Consider the following 23,674-nt stretch of genomic DNA (forward strand, 5'->3'; position numbering starts at 1 on the left):
ACGACAATTACACTTGTAGCAGCGCGCTTGCCCGCGATTACGGTGCATCAATCACATGGACCTTGATTGATGAATCGCAATCGCGGGCAAGCGCGCTCCTACAAGGTTTCGGGCGCTCGACAATTGTCAGAGCGCAATCGTCCGAAAAGGATCAGACCGCCCCGACCGGTGCCGGCTCGTCGAGCCCCATGGCATGCAGCCGCGCGTAATAACCATTTTTGGACAGCAACTGAGGATGGGTACCTCGCTCGACGATACGCCCCTGATCCATCACCAGAATGAGGTCGGCCCGTTCGATGGTCGACAGCCGGTGCGCGATGACCAGCGTTGTACGGCCCTTCATGACGTGATCCAGCGCGGCCTGAATGTGCCGCTCGGATTCAGTGTCCAGTGCCGACGTCGCTTCGTCGAGAATCAGCAATGGCGCGTTTTTCAACAGAGCACGGGCAATCGCCAATCGCTGCCGCTGACCACCGGAGAGCAGCACGCCGTTTTCACCTACCTGCGTGTCGAACCCTTCCGGCAATTGATCGACGAACTCCTTGGCATAGGCATCGGCAGCGGCAGCCTCGATATCCGCGCGGGGGGCACCGGCCAGATCGCCGTAGGCGATGTTGTTGGCAACGGAGTCGTTGAACAGCGTCACGTTCTGATTCACCTGGGCCACATGGCGGCGCAGGTTGCGCAACCGATAGTTTTCGATTTCGACACCGTCGAGCAGGATCTGCCCCGATGAATGGTGGTAGAAGCGAGGAATGAGGTTGGCCAGGGTCGATTTGCCGCTGCCCGAACGCCCTACCAGCGCGATCATCTGACCGGGCGAGGCGGAAAAACTGATGTCATGCAGCACTGTTCGATCGGTGTCCGGGTAGGCGAAACTCAGATTACGCACTTCCAGATGGCCTTCGACACGCTCGCGCTCGACGGTGCCCGTATCGATTTCCGGCTCCACATCCAACTGTTCGAAAATGCTCTCCGCGCCCGCCACACCCTTCTGGATCGTCGAACTGACTTCCGAGAGCTGGCGAATCGGTTTGGGCAACAGGCCCGCGGCGGTGATGTACGCCACCAGATCACCCGCCGTCGCGTCGCCACGCAACCACAGCACCAGGAACATCAGCACGGCCATGGCGGTGTAGATGACCAACTGCAGCATGGGCGTGTAGATCGAGCCGGTCTTGGTCATGCGCAGTTGCTTATCGGTATTGCTGGTGCTGGCCCTTTTAAAGCGTTCCTCTTCGTACTTTTCGCCGCCGAAGCTGCGCACCACGCGATAACCCTGAATGGTTTCCGAGGCCACGTGGGTGACATCCCCCATCGCCACCTGGATCTTCTTGCTCTGCTTGCGGAATTTCTTGCTGGAACTGCCCACCATGACCGCGATCAACGGCAGGATCGCCAGCATGACGAGGGTGAGCTTCCAGTTCATCCACACCAGGTACAGGAACAGAAACACAACGGTCAGCCCTTCGCGAATGACGACTTTGATAGCGTCCGTTGCAGCCCCGGTGACCATGGTGACGTTGAAGGTGATGCGGGAAATCAGATGCCCGGAGTTATGGGTATCGAAATAGCGATTGGGCAACACCAGCAGCTTGTTGAACAGTTCGACCCGCAGATCGTGAACCAGGCCGAGGGAGACCTTTGCCAGGAAATAGTTGCCCAGGTAAGAGCCAAGCCCCTGCCAGGCGGCGATCAGCACGATCAGCAAAGGCACCGCTTGCAGCAGTTGCACGTCCCGGAGGTAGGGCGTGTTGGGAAACAGCACGGCCTCGGGGTTGGTCAGGCCGTCGACGAAGTACTTCAGGATGCCCGCCAGCATGGGCTGGGTCGAGGCGAAAATGACGAAACCGACGATGCTGAGCAAAAAGATGCCCACGTAGGGTTTCACGTAAGTCAGCAGTCGAAAATAGATTTTCAGGCTGGAGGATTCGCGTTTCTCTGGCGTGCTCATGGTCATCGATACGATTAGAAGAGCCGAAATACTACCACACGCAAGGTAGGTGAAAACGTTACGCAACCGGGCCGCCCCGGCAACGAGCGATTTGAAGAGCCCCGTGCGCAGAGCGTTGGGCCTGGGGCGAGCGGCTGAGGTATCATGGCGGCCTTTTTCGAAGGAGCCCGCATGCGCGCACTCGCCTACCCTGACTACCAAGCCTTACGCAAAGATGCCGAAGTCATCGAGGCCGATGCTTTTGGAGACAAGGTCTTGCGCCTGACCGATGGCAACTTCATGAAGCTGTTCAGGCGCAAGCGACTGGTGTCGTCCGCTGCGCTGTTCCCCTACGCCAAACGCTTCGCGAACAACGCGTCGACCCTGCACAAGCGCGGCATTCCCTGCCCCGATGTGCTGGAAACCTACCGGGTAGGGGAAATAGCCCGTGACGTGGTTCATTACCGGCCACTGCCGGGTCGAACCCTTCGCCAACTGATTGCCGAACCTGGGTATTTCAACGATGAGGCTTTGCTGCGCAAGTTCGGCCGGTTCGTCGCAGAACTGCACAATCAGGGTATTTATTTCCGTTCGCTGCACCTGGGCAACGTCGTCATGACCCCGGACAACGAATTCGGCCTCATCGACATCGCTGACATGAAGACGCTGCGTCGCCCATTGCGTAAAAGCCTGTGCCTGCGCAACTTCCAGCACATGCGCCGCTATAAGGGAGACCATGCGTGGCTACTGCAAAACCACGGCGACCTCTTCTTCGAGGCCTACATTGAACACAGCGCCCACGCATGGGAACGCCAGGTACTCGTAGAGCACCTAGCACGTGCGGATCAGGTCTGACGCTCGATCGAGCGCTCCTTTTTTTCCGACTTACCGAGACACAGCGAAAGCACGAACGGCATCCAGACCACCATCCACATCGCACGCGCACGGCCGAAAACGGTGAAGACGTCGAACTGCACGGCCACCGTCGCGAACACCCAGATCATCAGAATCGCCATCCCCAGGCTTTCCGTCCGGTGACGCCATGCCCGAAAGCCCAGCCAGAGCCAGAGCCAGATCCAAAGCGCGGCAAAGGGCACCCCGTACTGAATGGCCGTGTCCAGAATCAGATTGTGGCAATGGCCGAATACCACTCCGCCCGCGCTCACTTCGTAGTCGCTGCTCAGGCCGATCCCCAGCCATGGGCGCTGCTGAATCAGCTCGACAGCGCCTTTCATCAGGATCAGCCGCTCCGAGTCGCCGCGTTGCACGATCGAAGGTTCGAAAATGGCCAGGGCTGCCGCGGCCACCAAAGCCACGATCGCCAGCGCACGATAGAAACGACCACCGCCCAGCAGCACGACTACGCCAGCGACGGCAATCAGCGACACGATGGACCCACGACTGCCGGTCATGATCACGAACGCCACTGAACATGCCTGCAGGATTGCCCAAACAACACGGGCACTCAGCCGTTGCGGCCACCATGTACAACTGAGCACCACCAGCGCTGCAATCGTGTAACCGGCTGGGTTGGGGTTGTCCATGAAGCCGCCAAACCCGAACATCCGGTCGATCCCGCGCATCGGATAGGCGATCAGCGCGGCCAGGGAGTAAAGCCCCGCAAGCGCGCCCCAGAGAATCATCATGCTTTGCAGCGGCTTGTTGAATGTGCGCCCCCACACGATCCAGCCAAGGATCAGCATGAGGAAAAACAACTCGCGTTTGATGATGGTCAGGTAGCGCTCGGCATCGGCACTCCAGCTCAGCGACACCAGCGACCAGACGAACAGCAGCAAGAACAGCCAGAGCTCACGGCGATTCAAAACCGTATGACGGAATTCGTGGAAGTAGCGCACGATCAGGTACAGGCATGGCAGGTAAACGAATGCCGTCAGCAGCCAGCTGTAAAACTTCATGGTCGGTGTCAACAGCACACCGGCGACGCTCCAGAACAAGCCCAATGCGAGCAGCAGGCCCCCAGGGCCCAGATGATTCGAAATCTCCCGCCACTGCGCGGTGACCTGAGAATAAACGCTGCTTACCGACCGCTTGTCCTGTAAAGGCTGACTCACTGTGCACCCTTGGGTTTGCCGTATTTGAAAACAAAGTGCCTGAATCTCTTCCATGTCAGGCGATTCCAGCGATGAACCGGAATGCTGGCGAACAGGCCCCGGGCGAATTTCTTGTCGGTCACGACGGACTCTTTCAACGCCTTGTTGATGATCGCCAGACGCCCCGCTTCGTAGGCCGGATTGTCGCGGTAGGCCTCGATGACTTTCAGGTCGTAGACGAGTTGGCTTTTGTACGCGGTTTTGGAGATGTTGGTGGCGTGCCGGCGATACAGCGTGACTCGATCAGGCAGAATGTCGACCTGATAACCGGCCTGGGCGATTCTCAGCGTCATCTGAAAATCCTGGACCTTGATGGCCGGGTCGTACCCACCGACATGATCGATCGCCTCACGCCGGTACATTGCCACCGGAGCCCCGACCGCATAAGCATCCGCCAGCAACTGGTCGAAGCTCCAGCGCTGCACGGACGATTGCCGGGCGACCTTATGCTTGATCGGACGACCAATCGAGTCGATGTAGATGACCTTTGCACCCAGCAGACCGACTTCCGGATGTTCCTGCATGTAGCTGACCTGCCGGCGGATCCGCCCGGCCAGCATGATGTCGTCGGAGTCGTGGGTAACTATGAACTCGCCCCGCGCATGGCTGAGCGCCAGGTTGAGTGCAGCACTGACGCCCATGTTGGGCTGCTGGTAAAACTGGAAACCGTGCAAGCGCTGCAGCGCTTCGATCTTCGCGGCGCTGCCGTCGGTGGAGCCGTCGTTCACGACGATCAGCTCAAAATTGTCGTAATCCTGCGCCAGAATGCTGCGCAGGCATTCCTCGATGTACAACTCGTGGTTGAAACACGGCACCAGAATCGAGACCAATGGCCATTTCATATCCGCAATTGACCCTTGGCTCTGCATAACACCTTCGATGACCGCATGCACAGGGAGCGATCAGTATCGCGTCGACCTGGCTTTAACAGCAAAAACGTTCGAGGGCAGTCTGTTTTCAAATGAGTGTCGTTATAGGCGCTGGCTAAGCCGTTCAATTCAGATCCCCAGTGCTGCGCGCAGCTTCTGGAAACCGCTCATGGGTGGTTGCGGGCGAAGCGCAGGTTCGAGTTCTCGCACGATGCGGGCACCGATGGCCTCGAAACTGAACTGAGACACTGCCAGATTGCGCCCGTTGACCGCAATACGCGCGGCCAGATCCTGATCCTGGCGCAACATGGCGAGTTTCGCCTGCAACTGCGGAATATCACGGTAGAACACCACATTGTCCATGTCCTGCAGACCCAATGCGCGATTCTCCGCCTCTCCTTGATCATAGGCAAACAGAACGCAGCCACAGGCCATCGCTTCGAAATTCTTGATCATGTATTCGCCCATGCCGACATCGGCGCTGACGAAGAAACGGATACGGTTCAGTGTGTTGCAGTATTCCTCGCCGGACTTGGTCCGGGTGACCACCAGGTTCTCGACCTGCCCTAATTCGTCGAGCAACGCCTTGCGGCCGCTGTATGCCACGCTGTTGGTGCTGCCGACGAATGCCAGCTCGATATCCCGCTCGCGCCGCTGATCGCTGAGCAACGTCTGGTCGTACCCCTTGGGCACGAACACGGCGTCGAATCCTTCACTGCGCAGGCGGTCACTGACCACGAAACCCGAACTGAGCACGCGCACCCACGGCATCTTGCGGTAATGGGCGCTGAACTGGCCGGTGTATTTGCAAGGGATGTAGTTCTGGTAGGCGTCGTGTTCGAGGATCACCAGGTTGGGCACCGTGCGGATGAAGCTCGCCTGACGAATTTCCTGCTTGAACCGCAGAAAGAATACGATGCGGTCGTACTTCGAAACATCGACATGCTGTCGGAAATAGCGGCGCAAGTGGCGCTGCTCGTCGGAGGTCAGCCAACGCAGGTCGCATTCGCAGTGTGCTGCAACGCCCTCATAGAGGCGGTCCAGAATGGCGCGCTGCTCCTTCTGGACAAGAAATAGAACCTTCATCGGCTTCCTTACAATACCGGATCACTCACAGCCCGGCCCGCTCACATCCTTAAACGGACTTCGAGGGCCATCAGAGCTCTCTGCGCCAGAACAGCTCGTGTCGACGCACGGCCTTTCTGAAAAATTCGTTTTCACCCTCGGCAGGCCACCGTCGACTTGCCAAGCGCTGTTGCAGCCATCGTCGCACACGACGCTTGAGCGGCGGAGGGGGCAGCAGGTCATGCATCATACCCAAGGCCATGGCCTTGTCTCGCTGTTGTTCTTCACCAAGCTCGATACTGTAAGGTACCAGCGGTTGGGATGCATCAAACACAGGTGGCAATGAGACACCTGTCTTTGCATCACCCATCGGCCAGCGATCGTTATCGTGAAGATGGTTGGCATACCCCAGCACCACACTCGGCTGCCAGGCAAGCCCGTCCAGCGCTTCGAGCACGGCGGCCTGGGAGCAGACGTGGTCGGGATGGGGGTCGATCGTCGCGTGCGGCATGACCAAGACCTGAGGTTTGGCATGGAGGATGACCGCCCGCAGATCTGCGATCAGGTTGTGCCAGGTCGGCGCTCCGTCTACGTCGCCAGGAAGCGGCATCGTATTGAACTGCCGGAACACTCGCGTATCGGCCAAGTCGGCTTCGCGAGAGGCAATCGGCTGATCGGGGGCGGCCTGCATCGCCGGGAGCTGAAGGCAGAAATAGCCCAGTTGCACACACCGTGACTCGGGCACACCCGCCCAACGTGGAACGACGATACTGTCCCAGGCGCGCAAGCGACCTTTGGTCCTGGCGGCTTCGGCAGGGCTCATGCCCATGCGCTGGTAATGCTCGGCTTCAATTTCGCCCGCCGTCAGCGTCACGATCCAGCTTTCGTCTGCCTCGCTGTACAGCCCGAAGGCGGCCAGCTCCGCGTCGTCGGCGTGCGGGGCGATGACCATCACCCGCTGCCGACGTGCATCGTCCTGCCGGAAGGCCCACAACCGCGGCTGACCTTCGATGCTGCAATAACGCCCACGCACACGAAGCGAGCCCTCGTTCAGTGCGGCGTGAAACCCGGTCAGGTTCAGGTAGCGCAGGCCATCAACCCCACGTTCGAAGGCTTGGCGGTCGTGCAACGGGCCGGCACTCAACTCGATGCAGGGATCCAGAAAACATCCCAGCCAGGAGCGTTTTATCGACAGCGCCAGGACCACCGTGTCATCGCCCGTCAAGACGCGCGAGTGATCGCATGCGAGGACATCGCCCTGCAACGCGACGCCTGCCAGCTCATGCCCTGTCGGGAATTGATATTGGTAGTCGTCACGCGGCGAATAGAACAGGTGATCGGAGAACCAGGCCTCGTGAGCGACCCACCCCAGCACCGCCAGGATGAACGGCAGCCACCAGGCAATCAGCAGCCCCACGAGGATCAGCACCACCAGCGCGACCAGCAACGCCATCCGTTTGTTGCGACGATGGCGTTTGAGCAGTTCCTGTTTGCGACTCAACTGTGAAATACCGGCACGGGGTTGCACCAACGATCCTTGTATTCACGATCGGCGCGACCAAACGAAAAACGCAGCGCTTTGCCACGAGCCCGTGCATCCTCCCAGGCACTCTGGGTATTGAGGAAACTCAACACACTGCCGGGGCTGAAATCACGGGTTTCGGGGTCGACGCCACCATTGATGTATTCGACGCTGATCCACTCGCACGCTTCCACGCGGTACACCAGTTGAATGGCGATCGGCGCGTCGTTCAGGAACACCACCGAACCGATCAGCAACTCGCGGAGCAACTCGATGACGTCTGCCATACGTTCGGCACCGGTTGCCGCGAAGCCCCAACGGCGCTGGAACAACTCGCAGTACATGCGCGCGATGTCGGCACTGCTGAAGTCGGTGATGGGACGCACCACGCCGCCCGCCTCTTCCAGCAAACGCAATTCGCGTCGCTGGTTGTAGCGAAACTTCTTGGACAGGTCCTCGGGGGCCCGGGCCATGGCAAGGGCTTCGGCCTGCGGCTTGAGCGTGGCGATACGGCCCTGATTGAGCTCCGATAGGTAGCGAGCCTGATGACGTAAAGGCACTTGAGCATCCGAGGCAGCCGGCAGGATCAGCTCGGCATTGCCCAGATCGAACAGGCCCTTTTTGCCGTTTTTCTTCAATACGTCCTTGGACAGCGCCAACGAGCGCCCCCAGGTCGGGATCGCGGCTTTCAATTCGCCGTCGCGCTCCCAACCCAAGTAGCGCACAGGAAGCCCGGCCAGTGTTGCAAGCCGCTCGACCACCATGGGGTACGTGGCGACGCTGCCCCCGTAACGCTGCCAGACTTGCTCGTACGCCGAGGCGTCGATCACCGTCCAGCCACGTTCGCGCCAGGCTTGAAAGTGATTGAGCATCAGGACTCCGTCGTCAGGTCGGTGACTTGCGGCAAGCGCCAGAAGACACTGCGCACAGACTCGTCGGAGAAGCGCTCGCGCACGCGTTTCAGCATCACGTCAGCGCAGGACTGACGCTGCTCGGCGTCGAGCCGCGAGAGGTGAACCAGGCCTTGGGCCAAATGCTCGGCATCACCGAGCGGAAACAGGATTCCCACGCCCTCGACGACCTCTTTGGCGCCCCCCGCGGCCGTGGCGATGACCGGAACGCCAGCGACCATTGCCTCCAGCAATACCATGCCGAAAGGCTCATGATCGGAACTCAGGGCAAAGGCGTCGAATGCCTTGAAGTAGCGGCTGGCCTGAGGTACCTGGCCCAGCAGCATGACGTGCTGAGCCACACCCAGTTCCATCGCCAGCGCCTTCAGGTCCTGTTCCAGACGCCCCTTGCCCAGAATCACCAACTCGCTGCGCGCAGGGAGATGGGGATGCGCCTGTGCGAAACCGCGCAGCAACGTGGCTTGGTCCTTATCGGGATGCAGCCGACCGACATTGCCGACGATCCAGGCGTCCTGTGGCAGACGAAGGGCTTCGCGGGCCTGCTCACGCGTCAGTTGAGTCTGCGAGAGAGCATCGACATCGATGCGGTTGTACAGCGTCTGGATCCGCCCGGTCGGCCAGTTCGGCAGGCAGTTGCGCATGTCGTCTCGCACGGCATCGGACACCCCCAGCAAGCTCAGGCGGGCGCGAAACAGCTGCGCAAACAGCTTGCGGCTGCGACGCTGATAGTCGCCAAAAGCGTGGTGAACGCCAATCACGGGCAAACGAGTGGCCAGCAAGGCAATGTAGATGGGCTTGAAACGGTGCGCGATGCAGAACGTGAAAGAGCGGGAGGCAGCGATTTTGCGAAGGTCTCGAATGGCGCCCAGCTTGAGGCCGCGAACGGCCTTTGAGCTGTATTCCATGAACAGCACTTCGTCAGAAGCACAGCCCGCAGCGACATCGGGGTCCGCCGCACCGGTCAGGAATACCGTGGTAACCCGATATCCCTTGCCGGCGAACAGGCTGGCGTATTGACGTGCACAGTCGAGAAACGGCCCGTCATAGCCGTGGCAGAACTGCAATACATGCCGCTCAGCCGAGCGTGTCATAAGCGTCCGCGCCGTCTTTTACCACCAGGATGTCTTCCATGATCAGGTACTGCAGGTCCGAGCCAAAGAACATGTTCAGGGCGTCGGTGGGCGAGCAGATCATTGGTTCGCCGCGACGGTTGAGCGAGGTGTTCAGCGAAACGCCGTTGCCCGTCAGGTTTTCCAGCGCCTTCATCATGTCGTAGTAACGCGGGTTGTATTCGCGCTTGAGGACTTGGGCGCGGGAAGTGCCGTCTTCGTGGACAACCTCCGGCACACGGGTTTTCCACTCTTCGGCCACTTCGAAAGTGAAGGTCATGAAGGGGGCCGGATGATCGATCTTGATCATCTGAGACGCAACGGTGTCGAGCATGGATGGGCAGAACGGCCTCCAGCGCTCGCGGAACTTGATCTGGTGGTTGATACGGTCGGCCACGCCCTTCACGCTCGGGCAGCCGATGATCGAACGACCGCCCAGCGCGCGCGGGCCGAACTCCATACGCCCCTGGAACCAGGCAACAGGATTGCCATCGACCATGATTTTGGCGATCTGCTCCGGCATGTTCTCCAGCTTGCGCCATTTTGGCTGACTGGGGTGACGGGCGCAGGCCGCGATCACGTCTTCGTTGCTGTACGAAGGGCCTAGGTAGACGTGTTCCATCTTCTCCACCGGAACGCCCCGCTGATGCGAAACGTAAGCCGCCGCGCCCACTGCCGTACCGGCGTCGCCGGAAGCGGGTTGAACGAACAGCTCCTTGACTTCAGGGCGGGCGATGATTTTCTGGTTCAGCTTGACGTTCAGCGCACAGCCGCCGGCGAAGGCGATCTTGCCGGTCTCCTTGAGGATGTCGCCCAGGTAGTGATCCATCATCTGCAGCGCCAGCTTCTCGAACAGCGCCTGCATGCTTGCCGCGTAGTGGATGTAAGGCTCGTCGGCGATGTCGCCTTCGCGCTTCGGACCCAGCCACTCGATCAGCTTCGGCGAGAAATAGAAGCCTTTGCCCTTCTCTTTATAGCGGCGCAGGCCGATGACGTTGGCGTATTCGGTGTTGATCACCAGCTCGCCGTTTTCGAAGCTGGCCAGCCGCGAGAAGTCATATTTGCTGGCATCGCCATACGGCGCCATGCCCATGACCTTGAACTCGCCGTCGAGCATTTCAAAGCCGAGGAATTCGGTGATAGCACCGTACAGGCCGCCCAGGGAGTCCGGATCGTAGAATTCCTTGATCTTGTGGATCTTGCCGTTTTCGCCGTAGCCAAAAAACGTGGTGGCGTACTCGCCCTTGCCGTCGATACCGAGGATCGCGGTCTTCTCTTTGAAGCCCGAGCAGTGGTAGGCGCTGGAAGCGTGAGCCAGATGGTGCTCGACCGGCTCGATCTTGACCTTTTTCGGATCGAAACCCAGTTGTTCGAGGCACCACACGATCTTGTTACGGTAGCGCTTGTAGCGGCGGTTACCCATCAGGATCGCGTCGAGGGCGCGATCCGGCGCGTACCAGTAGCGCTTGGCGTAGTGCCAGCGCGCCTCGCCAAACAGGCTGATCGGGGCGAACGGAATGGCCACGACGTCAACATCGGATGGCTTGATGCCCGCCTGCTCGAGGCAGAACTTCGCAGATTCGTACGGCATGCGGTTCTTTGCGTGCTTGTCGCGCACGAAGCGCTCTTCTTCGGCCGCCGCGACCAGCTTGCCGTCGATGTACAGGGCCGCGGAAGGATCATGGCTAAGGGCGCCGGACAGGCCAAGGATCGTCAATGCCACTAGGGTCTAGCCTCTCAAGTCTGCAACAGGCGTCGTACGCCTGATCAATAAGGTGCGCCTGGCGCGAATGTGCGGCGGGCAGCTAAAGGGCGGGATTATAGCGTAATGAAGTGAGATATGGCGCGGGCTGAACAAAACCGTCCCGCGCGCCATTTACCGCCCCGTCCCGCTCGATTCGAAACCCGCTGACCGCTCCCCCCTGACCGAAATGTGCTGCGTTAACTATGTATCGCGCCTCTGTGAGCGAACCGTGATTGATTAGGCCAATGAATCACGCGGGACTCCCCGCCATTGCCGCCCTCAGATCAATAGGGCTTATCAAGGAAGACAATCACATGCATCGCATCACCCCAGCCCCCTCCTCGCCCGAGGCTACCCACCGCCAGGCTACCGAGGCGCTGCAACGCCTGAGCCAGTCGGATAGCGCGTTGTCAGCTGAACTGGCGCAACTCCCAACGATTACGCAGACCTTGGTCGATGCACTGAACAGCAACGACGCGCCGCTGATCGAGCAAGAAACCGCTGACTTTCTGCAACGACTGGACACGTGGTGGAACGCCCCGAGCCACTCTGGCCTGCGTCGTCGCCAACTGTTCACCGACCATCTGGAAAGCGCTTTGCGTGACGAGGTCATCCTCAAATGCCATGAAGGACGTCTGACGCCTAGCGCTGCCGAATCCCTCACCACGCCCGCCCCCCAGCAAAACGAGGCCACCCGCGAACAGCCGCAAGCCTGTTCGCTTCATGTGCGGCTTGACGAGCGAACCACCGTTGAGATCAGAGGCGCATTGGTGATGAGCCATCCGACCGGCTCAACGCTACTCGCCTTGCCTGGCATCGGCCTGAGTGAATTCCCAACCCTGACAGCGCTGCTGAAGACGCTGGTTGAGTGGCTTAACGACGAGACATTGCGGCGGGTGCTCTTGATCAACGCCGATCAGCGCCATCAAGCGTCCGTTTTCAGCGTAGCCGACGATCAGGATCTGTTTTTGAGCCCCTTCGGCCAGCGCGACGTTGTGCTCCACGTCATCACCGGCGCGCCTTACCGGTTTGCGTTGCAGCGTCAGCTCGAGAAACAGCGTGAGGACATCATTTACGCATGCGGCGACGGCCGACGCACAAATCCGGACCGTCACGCAGAACGCATCACCGCCGCCATGCGCATGCCCGGCCTGTTCGGTCCTGCATCAATGCTGCAACAACGCGAACGGTTGTTGGCCGAAAGCGCATTGCGCGCAAAGCTTCCGCACTGGGTCAAAATGGCTCCGGCCGCTGACCTGCAAACTTACGTGGGACATCTCAAGCGCTATGACCAGGCCCGCGACGCGCTGTCTAGCGCCCTGAACGGAGCAACCTCGGCCCAAGACTTTGCGCAGATCAGCCTGCGCACCCGACTCGCGAACGACTTGGGTTATGACCTGGATCCCGCAACGATTTCTGTCAGCACTCAGCGCTTACTGCCTGTCACAGGGGAGCCCTACACCGTCACCCGCTCGCTGCCGGAACTGGCGCTGCACGGTCTTCACCCAAACGATGAGCAGGAAGACTCGGCGTTTTTGACGCACACCACCCTGCGTCTTAATGACGCCCCGATTGGGAGCCACCATGCCGCACTGACGCCCGCCTACCTCGCCCGAATCATTGACGAGCTGCAACTGCGCATCCACTTTGCCGACCACCAGCGAACGGCGTACGCCAAACCCGGTCATCAGAAGCTCATGCGCGACGTGCTGCACTTGCAGATCGTGGAGTCCGCGATGGCCGGCAAAATGCAGGGGCACATCAGCGCAACCGATCTCGCCCTCATCGAAACCATCGGCACGACCTCCGACCTCAACGGAACAGGTTTGTGTGTACAGCAACTGAACCTCGATGAAAGCGCCACCCTAGGACGAATCCTGCTGTTCAGAAAGCAGGCCACGCAGAACGAACAGGGCCGTCTGGTCATGTTCACGGCAGACGCGCCGGGTGATCGCCGCGTTTACAGCTTCGCCAGCGAGACTCAGTTGCTGGAAGAGTTGGTCGGTTGGTCCGCACGCCCGCAGATGCGTGAATACCTGCTCAGCCAGTTGCCCGCCGAGCTGCGTCCTGGCATCCAGGCATCACTTGACGCCCTCGCCCTTAAACCGATGCCGGAGCCGCAGTTCCTTCGCCTGACTGGCCTGGCAAATTACGAGACGGCGCTGAGCACCCTCGTGACGCAGACCATCGAGACGAACCTGTCTGACCTGTGCACTCGCACACCGGATTGGTACGTGAACGCGACGGCCGCCCAACGTCAGCAATTGGTTGCCCTTGAGGACGCCGCAGCTGGCGCGATTCGCAACTATGCCGCCAAACCGCACACTCAGGTTCAGGCGTTCGAGGACTACGTTCGGCAGCGAGCCAGCGAGAAAATCAGTCAGTTGCTGAATGTTCCGGTCGGCACCGTCGACCCGGACAGCGTCATCATCCACTCAGAGCGGGAAACCCTGAGCTACACCCGCATGATTCGCAACGGTTACGACGACAGCATCGGCTTTATCAACCCGTCGGCTGACACCATGGCGACGTTCAGCGGACCGGAAGGCGTCGACCTGAGCCCACTGACACCCGCCCGCGTTGCAGGGTCGGTGCGTGGTAAATGGCTGGCCGATGACTATGCGGCGCTGGTACAACGCTCGCTGCTCGACCCGCAAAGTGCCGGGTATGACTACCGACGCCGAACCAGCACGGCGATCACCCGCTTGCAGATGCAAAGCGCTGCACTGCGCAGCTACCTCAAGGGGCACATCGACGCTGAGCAGTACCAGTGGCTCGACGCAATCATCTGCAAGGTTCAGCGCAGTGATGCCGACACGCGCACGCGCTTCCCGGTGTACCCGCTGCAGATACACATCGATAAGCCATTCATTGCGTCACGCCTGCACCTGCTCGATCAGTTGGTCATCCCCGACACTCACCTGATTCACGTCGAAACCATCCAGGGCTGTTACGTCCTGCTGCCTACCGGCACCCGCCACTCGGCATTGCTGTACACGCCCGAGACGCCTGACGGCATCGAATTTCGTCTGTTCAGTTCCTTCGTCGAGTCGCTCGAGCAGCCCGGCATGATCGACTACTACAAAGACCGCTGCAGGATCGGCATCCGTCGAGTCATGTCGTTTTTCCTCAACGACATGAAAAAAGGCAACGCACACAAAGCGCCCTTCGTACCAAAAAACCCGATCTCGGACTTCGCTCAGACGTGTTTCAACCGCCCCCTTGAGCGCAAGCTGCGAGACGTGGCAGACACCACCACAGGTCGTAGCGACATGCTGAGCCAACTGATCTGGAACAGCGTCGAGATCATTGCCACCGTCATCACCTTGCCGTTTCCTCTGGCTGCGTTTGCGGTAGGCGTCACGCTGTCACTTCGGGACAGTCTTCACGCCCTGCAAGCACTGACGGGCGAAACACCGGAAGACGCCAGCGAACTGATTCTGGCGGCGATCCTCAACATGGCCGGCGCCGTGGGTGACCTCGATCAAGGGTTGAAGGGCTTCGGCGGGGTGTTGCGCAAACTTGGCAAACACTCCAGACCCGGCATGGGCCCTGCGTTTAAACCCGAAGCCGTGAGACTGAGCGCACCGGAAAAGCTCTACCCTGTCTCGCTGGGGGACGAGCCGTTCCTGGTGGCCAAACCCAACGCGAACGGACACGCGCAGGTGTACCATAACCCTGGCTTCGAAGCCGATGAGGTGTTCCCTACCGGTCATTACGCGACCCGCAACAACACCGGTACCTGGCAGCCGCTAGAAGATCTCCCGACGCAACGCAGCGCCCCTCGCGCCGTCGACCTGTCTCTGGAAGGCATGCCACGAGCGACCGAAGGCCATGCCGCAGGCGTCAGTCTGGCCAACGGTAAGTGCTACATCGAAATGAACGGTTCGAGCTTTCAGGTTCATTACGACACAAGCCTGATGTGTTGGCACATCGTGGACCCTGAAAACCCCTTCTCGTTTTTCGGCCGTCAGCCGGTGCGGCTGAACGAGAAAGGACAGTGGCATACCGTCGAACGCCCGGGGCTGCGTGGTGGTGCTGACCGCGCCACCCCGCACAGCCCTCAGACGAGCGAGTCCGTACCCGTAGGGCTGTCAGCCTATGAGTTGCCGAGAAACCTGCAACCGTACCTCGACGAAATCCTCACAGGCTCCTCGCTCGACCCTGTCGGACTTGGCGTGGAGGTGTATTTGGCTGAACGATTTGCGCAATACCGTCAGACGTTTGCCCAGCTCAGGGAAAACCTCTACCGCGATGCAAATACGTTTTTCTCCAACCCATTGGTCATTCCGCCGCGCCCCTCACTTCCGGCCGTCGACGACGTCAGCACCTTCGCGGGTTTTCTGGAAGACGTCTTCAATTACAGTAATGGCCTGGTGCTCAGTGAGGCGCCTGCGTCCGTCGCGAGTAAAAAACTCTTGATGAGCCACATGCAGACGCTGGTCGATCAGCGCGTGGAGGTGCTGTACATCCCTCACGTGTTCACCGACAAACATATGGCCAAGCTGGCGAAGCATCACGCCAAAGGTTCGCGCGTACGCTCCGGTTCCCATGAGATCAAATACCACCTGAAATACCTGAACGGTAAGGCGCTGGATAATCTGAGCCGCGAGTACGATTACTACCACCTCATCAAACAGGCCCATAAGCACGGTATTGAAGTCCGCCCCTTGAGTTCCTCGGTCAGCTATCCGCTGGAGATGCATCCGGTGGCCAGTGCCGGGGGAGACGCCACAGCGGGTCAAAAAATGAGCAATTTCTTCGGCCACAAGCTGATCAGCAGCGACGTCAGCGCCCATCCTGCAAAGCGCTGGGTAGCCTTGGTCGACCCCAGAATGGCCACAACCCACGATCAAGTCCCCGGCCTGACGCAGTTGCAAGGGTGTATCAGCGCGCACATCGAGCAAGCCCCAGACGGCTTGGCGACACGCGTCCAGCGTAACGCCGAGCTGGTAGACGCAAGCGCGAGCAGCACAGCCTGTGATTTCAAGATCGAAGTCGGTGACGCCCGCTACGCCGACACGCCTGCGGCGGGTGCCAATACCCCGTTACCCGCTCCCGATTCCGACGCGCTGGTGACGGCCATTCGCTCGCCGGAAGACATCGGCTTCCGCTGGGATGAATTTGCGGGTTGGCGCCGCGTCACCTCTGAACAGTGGCTGGCCGAGCACCCTCCGACCGCTGTCCAGCATTCCCTGTTCGACACCGCCTATAACATGCCTGGGGAAAACCGCGAGGCGATGTTCAAACTCGCCTATTTCAAATCAAAGGGGCTGAACAGCGACTATTTCTTCTTCGATGACGAGTTGACTGTGGTTCAGGACAAGTTCTTTGACCTGCGAGCCAAACTGCGCAACGACGCTCGCGCCATCCTGACCGCGGACCTGCCACCACGCCCAGCCATGCCCGCGCTGGTACCCACGCCGGACAACGCAGAGTTCATCCGACGCCTGTACCAACACACCGATGGTATGGTGGTTGGCGAGTATCACGCCTCCGTCGGCAGCAAGCGATTCATCATCGACCACCTGCCCTTGCTCGCCGAACAACAGGTGAAAACCCTGTACCTGGAGCACCTGCTGACAGACTTGCACCAAGCCGATCTGGATCGCTATTTCGAAACCGGCCAGATGACCAAGCGCCTGCTGCACAGTCTCAAGGCGCTCGACAACGGCCACATAACAGACCCGAGAAAGGTCTACAACTTTGAGCAACTGGTGATCAAGGCACGGGAGCACGGTCTTGAGGTACGCGCCATCGATTGCGCCGCGAGTTATCACCTCAAAGGCCTGCCGGAAACCACCTCATCCACGCGCCAGGAGATGATGAATTACTTCGCTTCGCGCACGATCCGTCAGCATCAGGCAGTGATGGGTAAGCATAGGTGGGTAGCGCTGGTCGGAAACAGTCACGCCAACCGATATAAAAACGTACCGGGGCTCGCTGAGCTGGAGGGCGCTATCGGTGTGAGGCTGGACGATGTGTCTGCCGGGACGTCACGGGGTGTATTCATCGACCCTGGAGAGGACCTGCGCCGACCGATGAGTAATCAGACCGAATTCGTCAAAAGTGACTTCATGGTGGAGATGGAGAATTTGAACATCTCGCAGGTCGTGCGCGCACCGCAGCCGATGTCGCTGGAGCAGCGTCTGGCAAGACCGGGTCAGTTCGTGACAGAGCAGATAGGTGACACGCATTTCATCTGCCATCGTTCCCGGGACCGTGCGATTTACCGCACGCCTGTGCAGGTGAGTGCTCAAGGCAAAGTATTCGTCGACCGCCCGAGCTGGGCAGCCGTGCACTTGCAGCCTTACAACAACATCGATGCGCTGATCATGGCACTGGAGGACATCAACCTGACCCGCGTTGGGTAAGGTTTACACCACAGTGGTGGCCATACAGCGCCACCACTTGAACCTCACGAGAGCTTCGGCAGGCGCTGCTCCAGCAACTGGTGCAGCGCGCTGTCGGCGGGCCAGTTGCGCATGAACCGGGCGCGGTCTTTGGCAAAGGCTGCCGCGAATGCACTTGCAGAGCTGTGCTGGCACATGGCGTCGAGGTCGATCAGCGCCCAGCGATCCTGATGCCAGAATACATTGTGCCCTTTCAGATCACCGTGGCTGATGCGCTCACGCACCAACTGGGCGAACAGGCGATCCAGCGCCTGCAACTCGGTTTCCGGCGCATCGCCGGAGGCCACGTAGGGCGCGAACCGTTCGATGATGTCCGGCCCTGGCAAATACTCCGTCACCAGGTACGCCTTGCGTCGCAGCCAGAAAAAACGCTGCTCCAGCAATGCCAGTGGTTTTGGCGTTGCGATACCGAGAAACATCAGGCGGTTGCCCTCGCGCCAGGAGTGCCAGGCCCGGCTCGGGCGCCAGAAACGCTTGAGCCAGTGAGCGAAGTTCTTGATGTTGTAGCGCTTGATCACCAGCGCCCGCCCATCGACGTCGGCTTTGGCCACACTGGCCGCGCCACCGGTTTTGTAAAGGTGGCCGCGGTCGATCAGCGTATCGGCCTGCTCGAGCACCGGCACCATCGCGGCCTCTTCTTCGCGGCGAATCGCGCGCAGACCGAACGGGCCGTCGCTGACGCTGAACAAACTGCACTCACGACCGACCTTGATCAAGTAATCCGCCAGGCGCCACCGACTGACCTTGTCGATCTGCTTCTGTAGCGCCTCGACCGGCAGGGCATGTTCGCCATTGCTCAACAGGTAGTAGACCAACAGTTCTTCAGTGAAGGGCTCCAGTGCCTTGGGCAATTGGGCGAAGAACACCCCGAGGTTTTCCAGCACTTTCTGACGAGACAGCGGCTTGCCCGGCTCCTCGGTCCGAATGCCGGCACCGTCGATCAGGTACAGATGGCCGTTCTGGCGGAGCAGATTGTCCAGGTGCAAGTCTTCCTGCCACAGACCTTTGGCGTGCATCTGGCCGATGGCGCCGAGCGCTTCGCTGAGCACGGCGGTCTGCTCATCGGCGAGCGGGGGCAGGTGCTCGACCGCCTTCCAGGCATCGCCGAGGGATTGGGCGCGATCGAGAAATTCGAACAACAGCCAGCCGCCCTCGCCCTCCTGCAGCCCGTCAGCCAGCAGCTTCGGCGTGGCCAGGCCTTGATCGGCAAGCCACTGCACGCCTGTGCGCTCACGCTGAAAATGCCGCGGCGCCTTGTGCCCCACGAGCAACTTGGCCAGTACCGGACGCCCACGCCATATGCCTGCGCCCACATAGCGCTGCCCCGGCAGCACACGCAACAGGCTGAGTAACTGCAAGTCAGCAGGGCCCGCCGCATCCGCTAAAGTGATGCTCATCGGCAACGCGGGGGTACGGCCGGCGTTTTTCAGTTCAGACAGACGCATCGGCATCCTCTTCAATCTTGCTTGATCCAGATGGCTCATCTGGCAGACAACATCACCCGCAGGGGTGAACGTTTTAACGATGGCTGCGCTTATGGCTGCCGCGTCTGGCCAACCGCTGCCACCATGCATCGATCAGCCCGCTGTCAATGGGGGCTTGCAGGTAGCTGGCAAGCAGCTCGCGAATTTCCGCTTCGTTCCACATCGGTGCGCGCCGCAGCAGTGGCTCGATGTCCTTGACTCGGTCGCGTTGGCCAAAGATCGCTCTGCGCGTCTTTTCCAGGTCGATCAATTGCGCCTGATATTCGCCGCCATTGGCCTTGAGGAAAATATGCTTGGGGTAGAAACAACCATGCACCTGCCCCGCCTTGTGCAGTGTACGCGCCAGTTGGCCACAAGCCTGGAGAATTGCCAGGCGCTGAGTGGCCGCCATCTCGCCCCAATGGGTCAGCAGGGTATCGAGATCGGTCCAGCCATCCAAGGCGCGGGTCATCAGGATAGCCCGGCGCTCGCCATCGACCTTCTTCTCGCCGTAGAACACGGCGTGCAGCGCCGGTATGCCAAGCTTCTGATAAAGACGGATATTGCGAAACTCGCGGGAAAACGAGGGTTCGCCGAACGGGTGATGCAAGGTATGCGTCAGGTAATTGCTCTGGCGCTTGAGGTAGAAACCCGCTCCTTCGAGGTCCAGACGGAACACACTGCTCCATCCGCCCCGCCCGGTATTGGGCTCGTCGACGGCGTCCAGTTCAAGCGCCCACAGCGGATCAAAGGCCGCCAGGCCGTGGCGCTCCAACAGCGAACGGTCGGCATCGGCAATAAAAACACTCATTCGCGCCCCTCGAAAAAGCTGACGATATGGCGAATACGTTTCTTGTCCGAATCGTTCAGGCGCTGGCGCCCGCGGTATTGCAGATAGAAACGCAGTCGCTGGGTGGCGGACAAGTGGTATTTGGCGACCTTGTCCAGACATGCCAAGTCCTTGGTGATGCGGTAACGCAACATGAAGCTGACCCAGAACGCGCCGTTGGGGCAATCGATCAGGAACACCGTTGACTGATCGTCCACCAGCAGGTTGCGCCACTTCAGGTCGTTGTGGGTGAAGTGATGGTCATGCATCGTGCGGGTGTAACGCGCCACTTGCTGGCTGATCCCTTCGACCCACGCGCGATCGGCCAGGCGTTCGTCTTGGTGCTTGGCCAGCTCGGACAAATCTTCGGTACGCGGCAGCTCGCGGGTAATCAACGCCCCTCGATCGTAAGCGGCGCCCTTGCGCTCTAGCCCCCAGGCCACCACTTCGGCCGTTGGAATGCCCCACTTGGCGAAACGCTTGAGGTTTTGCCACTCGGACTTGACCCGAGGTCGCCCCAGGTAGCGTCGCAGACCTTTACCCGCAGCCGAGTAGCGCTTCACGTAATAGTGGATGCCGCCGCGCTCGACGCGGATCACTTCTGACAGCGGGTCGCGGGTCAGGCGCTCTCCCTGCAGGGCGAAGACCGCGTCCAGCGAGCCAAAATCATCGGCCAGTGCAGCGTACTCAGGTTCCAGATTCCAACCCGCCATCAGAGCGCATCCCCGTATCGCAGCTTGCGCTGATACAGCTTCTCGGCCTTGGCCTCCAGCCAATCAAGGAGCGCCGACTCTTTGGCGAGGATCTTGCGCAGCGGCTGTTGGAAGTAGCCTTTGAGAAAGCGCAGCTTGTCGCGGCGGGTCAGGCCGATATCCAGCGCAGAAAAATAGAGCGCGGCCAGATCCTTGTTACGCCAGCGCCGGGTGATACGCGGTCGGGTCTGAGCGCGGTGCAGATCGATCACCGACAGCTTGAAGCTGTCCGGGGTGACCGGCGTGTCGGTGTGCAGCAGGAAGTGGCACAGATAGCAGTCACGATGGTTGACCCCCGCGCGATGCATCGTGCCGACCAACCTTGCGATTTCGGCGATGTACGCCCGCTTCATTCGGGGCTCGGGCGGGACTTTCACCCAGTCGATGCTGACGTCTTCCATGCTTTCAGTGGGCGCCAGCTCTTCGGTGATGATGAAAGAATGCTGGGCGGCGGGGTTGCTTCCTCGCTCACCGTAGGCCACCGACGTCATGGTAGGCACACCAGCCGCCTTCAAGCGATTGATCGCTTCGAACTCTTTGCCGGCGCCCAATACCGGCAACTTGGCGGTCAGCAGGTTCTTCGCGACTTCTCCCCAACCAATGCCCCGATGGATCTTGACGAAATAGCCACGGCCATTGACCTCGGTACGCAGAGTGCGGCGGTTTTCCAGCTCGCGGTACACCTGGCCCTGCAACGCCTCGACCGCTTCGAACGCATCGCGCCCGGCCCAGAGGCTCTTGAAAGGTTCTTCAAGCATCAGCTTCATCCGCGGTGCTCCGCCAGAATCACATCCGCTGCGTGCTGCGGCATGCTGTAAAGGTCAGCCGTGTCGGCGAACGCCAGCCCGTTCCTGCCCCAGGCGGCACGCAAGGCATCATCCTTGAGCACACGTTCGAGGCAATCGTTGAGCTGGTGTTGTTCGAAGGGCTCATCGAGCACCAGGCCGCTGTCGGCCTCGGCAATGTAATGGGCGTAGCCGCACACCGCACTGACCAGCACCGGCAACCCGGCGACCAGCGCTTCGAGCAGGACGGTGCCGGTATTTTCGTTGTACGCCGGGTGAATCAACAAGTCGGCGCCCAGCAGGAAGCGCGGGATATCGCTGCGCCCTTTCATGAACGTCACGTTGTCGGTCAGGCCCAGCGCGGTGCTCTGCATCTGGAACAGCTTGGGGTCGTCCTGGCCGATGACGAACAGACGAGTACGCTTGCGCAAGTCCGCTGGCAAGGCCGCGAGCGCCTTGAGACTGCGGTCGACCCCCTTGGTCTTGAACCCGGAGCCGATCTGCACCAAAAGCAGATCGTCGGCGTCCAGCTCGAACTCGCGACGGAAGTCAGCCCGGATCTGGGCTGCATCGGGCGGCGCGCGGCGGTCCTGAGAGATGCCCGGCGGCAGCAAATGGAAACGCTCCAGCGGCGTGCCGTAATGCTTGATGAACAGCGGCTGCTGCACTTCGGAGATCATCAGCACCTCGGTCTTGGCGTCCTTGGCGAATACCGCGCGCTCATAGTCCGCGAAATGACGATAGCGGCCCCAGTATTTGTAAAGGCCGTGGCGCAGGTTCTGCGCTTTGTCCTCATAGCACCCGTCGGCGGCGTAGTACACGTCCAGCCCTGGCATCTTGTTGAAGCCGATCAAGCGGTCCACCGGACGCTTGGCCAAGTCGGCATTCATCCAGTCGGTGAGTTTTTCGTTGCGCCGGTGATTGAAGATCGCCTTGACCGGTGCCACCAGCACCTCGAAGCCGGGAGGCACGTCACCTTCCCAGATCAGCGTGTAGACGCGAATCGAATGCCCACGCCGCTGGCACTCCAGGGCGATGCGCATGAAATCGCGCTGCAAGCCGCCGAAGGGGAAATACTTATAGAGCACGAATGCCAGTTGCATCACAGGTGTTCCTTTGCCGGCAACAGCGAGCTCAACCGGCTCGCTACTCGCTCGGGATTCAGGCGAGTGAAGCACATCGGCCACTCGCGTTCGATATCGACCTGACGCCGGTCTTCGGCGGTGGGGCGATAGGTGCATTTTTTCTGCAGGCAGGGTGCACAGGCCGGGTAGTCAGCCGCCAGGTGAACCTGCGATTTGCCATAGGCGCCGGTCAGGCCCGGATTGGTAGGCCCGAACAACGACAGCGTGGGTACGTCCAGCGCAGCCGCCAGGTGACCCAGACCGGTATCCACGGCCACACAGCCCTGAGCGCCGGCCAGAACCTGAGCAACGCCTGCCAGATTCAATTTGGGCAGCACAACTGCTTTATCAAGCCCTTGGGCGATACGCTCAGCCCGCGCCCTCTCTGACGGGTTGCCCCACGGCAGGTGCACTTCCAGGCCTTGCCCGATCATGCGCTCGGCCAGTTGGCGCCAGTACAGCTCGGGCCAGTGTTTGGTATCCCACGTCGTGCCGTGCAGGAATAGAACGAACGGCGCGCCGCGTTCACCACTCAGCAGACGGCTGCGGTCCAGACCATAATCGCCGACGCCCACAGGTACCGGGTACCCCAGCGCCTGGGCGAACAATTGCCGCAAGCGTTCGACGGCGTGCTGGCCGCGGGCGACAGGATACGGGTGATCATAAAAGTGCGCGGCCAAGGGCTCACGCGCAGAGCTTTTGTCCAGCCCCGCAATTGGCGCCTTGACGTAACGGGTCAGCCACGCGCTTTTCAGCAGGCCCTGTGCGTCGATCACCTGATCGTAACGGGTATCGCGCAAGCGCTGTTTGAACTGGCGCCACTGGCCGTTCTTGAAAGTCTGCCAGAGGTTTTTGCGCCAGCGACGAATCGCCACCGGAATCACCCCGGACACCGCGGGATGCCAGGTAGGAATCTCGGCGAAGCCTTCTTCCACCACCCAGTCGAACTGAATGCCAGGAATGGCGCGGGCAGCGTCGGTCAGCGCAGGCAGGGTGTGAATGACGTCACCCAACGAAGAAGTCTTGATCAGTAGTACCCGCAAG

The 23,674-nt window shown here is 60.3% G+C and carries 16 protein-coding genes; 2 read left to right on the forward strand and 14 right to left on the reverse strand.

What is annotated here, in order from left to right:
• Positions 1-151: 151 nt before the first annotated feature.
• On the reverse strand, positions 152-1,954 hold the full coding sequence (gene msbA, locus DBP26_RS09590) for a lipid A export permease/ATP-binding protein MsbA (protein WP_108237346.1): 1,803 nt from the start codon (positions 1,952-1,954) through the stop codon (positions 152-154).
• A gap of 171 nt (positions 1,955-2,125) precedes the next feature.
• Here msbA and DBP26_RS09595 point away from each other — a divergent pair, with 171 nt between their 5' ends.
• On the forward strand, positions 2,126-2,788 hold the full coding sequence (locus DBP26_RS09595; RefSeq protein ID WP_108237347.1) for a toluene tolerance protein: 663 nt from the start codon (positions 2,126-2,128) through the stop codon (positions 2,786-2,788).
• On the opposite strand, the gene DBP26_RS09600 is transcribed toward DBP26_RS09595, so the two are convergent.
• From DBP26_RS09600 to DBP26_RS09630, 7 genes are all read right to left on the reverse strand, one after another.
• Complete coding sequence (locus DBP26_RS09600; RefSeq protein WP_158541436.1) at positions 2,779-4,005, reverse strand: O-antigen ligase family protein; 1,227 nt, start codon at positions 4,003-4,005, stop codon at positions 2,779-2,781. The two genes, DBP26_RS09595 and DBP26_RS09600, sit on opposite strands and share 10 nt — an antisense overlap.
• Positions 4,002-4,886, reverse strand: a complete 885-nt coding sequence (locus tag DBP26_RS09605) for a glycosyltransferase family A protein (RefSeq protein WP_108237551.1) — start codon at positions 4,884-4,886, stop codon at positions 4,002-4,004. Before DBP26_RS09605 ends, DBP26_RS09600 begins: the two co-directional genes overlap by 4 nt.
• Before the next feature lie 156 nt (positions 4,887-5,042).
• A complete protein-coding gene (locus DBP26_RS09610; RefSeq protein WP_108237349.1) occupies positions 5,043-5,999 on the reverse strand; it encodes a glycosyltransferase in 957 nt (318 codons plus the stop codon).
• Positions 6,000-6,069: 70 nt separating this feature from the next.
• Positions 6,070-7,479: a PIG-L family deacetylase gene (locus DBP26_RS09615; protein WP_108237552.1), complete on the reverse strand. Its 1,410-nt coding sequence runs from the start codon at positions 7,477-7,479 to the stop codon at positions 6,070-6,072.
• On the reverse strand, positions 7,476-8,372 hold the full coding sequence (locus DBP26_RS09620; protein WP_108237350.1) for an antimicrobial resistance protein Mig-14: 897 nt from the start codon (positions 8,370-8,372) through the stop codon (positions 7,476-7,478). The genes DBP26_RS09615 and DBP26_RS09620 overlap by 4 nt, the downstream gene beginning before the upstream one ends.
• Positions 8,372-9,502, reverse strand: coding sequence for a glycosyltransferase (locus tag DBP26_RS09625; protein ID WP_108237351.1), 1,131 nt, complete (start codon positions 9,500-9,502; stop codon positions 8,372-8,374). The genes DBP26_RS09620 and DBP26_RS09625 overlap by 1 nt, the downstream gene beginning before the upstream one ends.
• Positions 9,486-11,243: a carbamoyltransferase gene (locus tag DBP26_RS09630; protein WP_108237352.1), complete on the reverse strand. Its 1,758-nt coding sequence runs from the start codon at positions 11,241-11,243 to the stop codon at positions 9,486-9,488. Before DBP26_RS09630 ends, DBP26_RS09625 begins: the two co-directional genes overlap by 17 nt.
• Before the next feature lie 335 nt (positions 11,244-11,578).
• On the opposite strand from DBP26_RS09630, the gene DBP26_RS09635 reads away from it, so the two are divergent.
• Positions 11,579-17,638 (forward strand): membrane-targeted effector domain-containing toxin, encoded by a 6,060-nt coding sequence (locus tag DBP26_RS09635; RefSeq protein ID WP_108237353.1) that lies wholly within the window; start codon positions 11,579-11,581, stop codon positions 17,636-17,638.
• A gap of 44 nt (positions 17,639-17,682) precedes the next feature.
• On the opposite strand, the gene DBP26_RS09640 is transcribed toward DBP26_RS09635, so the two are convergent.
• From DBP26_RS09640 to waaC, 6 genes are all read right to left on the reverse strand, one after another.
• Positions 17,683-19,122, reverse strand: a complete 1,440-nt coding sequence (locus DBP26_RS09640) for a lipopolysaccharide kinase InaA family protein (RefSeq protein ID WP_108237553.1) — start codon at positions 19,120-19,122, stop codon at positions 17,683-17,685.
• 73 nt (positions 19,123-19,195) lie between these two features.
• Positions 19,196-19,951 (reverse strand): lipopolysaccharide kinase InaA family protein, encoded by a 756-nt coding sequence (locus DBP26_RS09645; protein ID WP_108237354.1) that lies wholly within the window; start codon positions 19,949-19,951, stop codon positions 19,196-19,198.
• Entirely contained in the window at positions 19,948-20,682 is a 735-nt protein-coding gene (locus tag DBP26_RS09650; RefSeq protein WP_108237355.1) for a lipopolysaccharide kinase InaA family protein, read from the reverse strand. Before DBP26_RS09650 ends, DBP26_RS09645 begins: the two co-directional genes overlap by 4 nt.
• The gene (gene rfaP, locus DBP26_RS09655; protein WP_108237356.1) at positions 20,682-21,488 is read right to left on the reverse strand and encodes a lipopolysaccharide core heptose(I) kinase RfaP; all 807 of its coding nucleotides are present in this window, start codon (positions 21,486-21,488) and stop codon (positions 20,682-20,684) included. Before rfaP ends, DBP26_RS09650 begins: the two co-directional genes overlap by 1 nt.
• Positions 21,485-22,609 (reverse strand): glycosyltransferase family 4 protein, encoded by a 1,125-nt coding sequence (locus tag DBP26_RS09660; protein ID WP_108237357.1) that lies wholly within the window; start codon positions 22,607-22,609, stop codon positions 21,485-21,487. The genes rfaP and DBP26_RS09660 overlap by 4 nt, the downstream gene beginning before the upstream one ends.
• Positions 22,609-23,673 carry a lipopolysaccharide heptosyltransferase I gene (waaC, locus tag DBP26_RS09665; RefSeq protein WP_108237358.1) on the reverse strand — a complete coding sequence of 355 codons (1,065 nt, stop codon included), beginning with the start codon at positions 23,671-23,673 and terminating at the stop codon, positions 22,609-22,611. Before waaC ends, DBP26_RS09660 begins: the two co-directional genes overlap by 1 nt.
• Position 23,674 lies beyond the last annotated feature (1 nt).

The organism is Pseudomonas sp. RIT409 (assembly GCF_003052515.2).
GTDB lineage: Bacteria > Pseudomonadota > Gammaproteobacteria > Pseudomonadales > Pseudomonadaceae > Aquipseudomonas.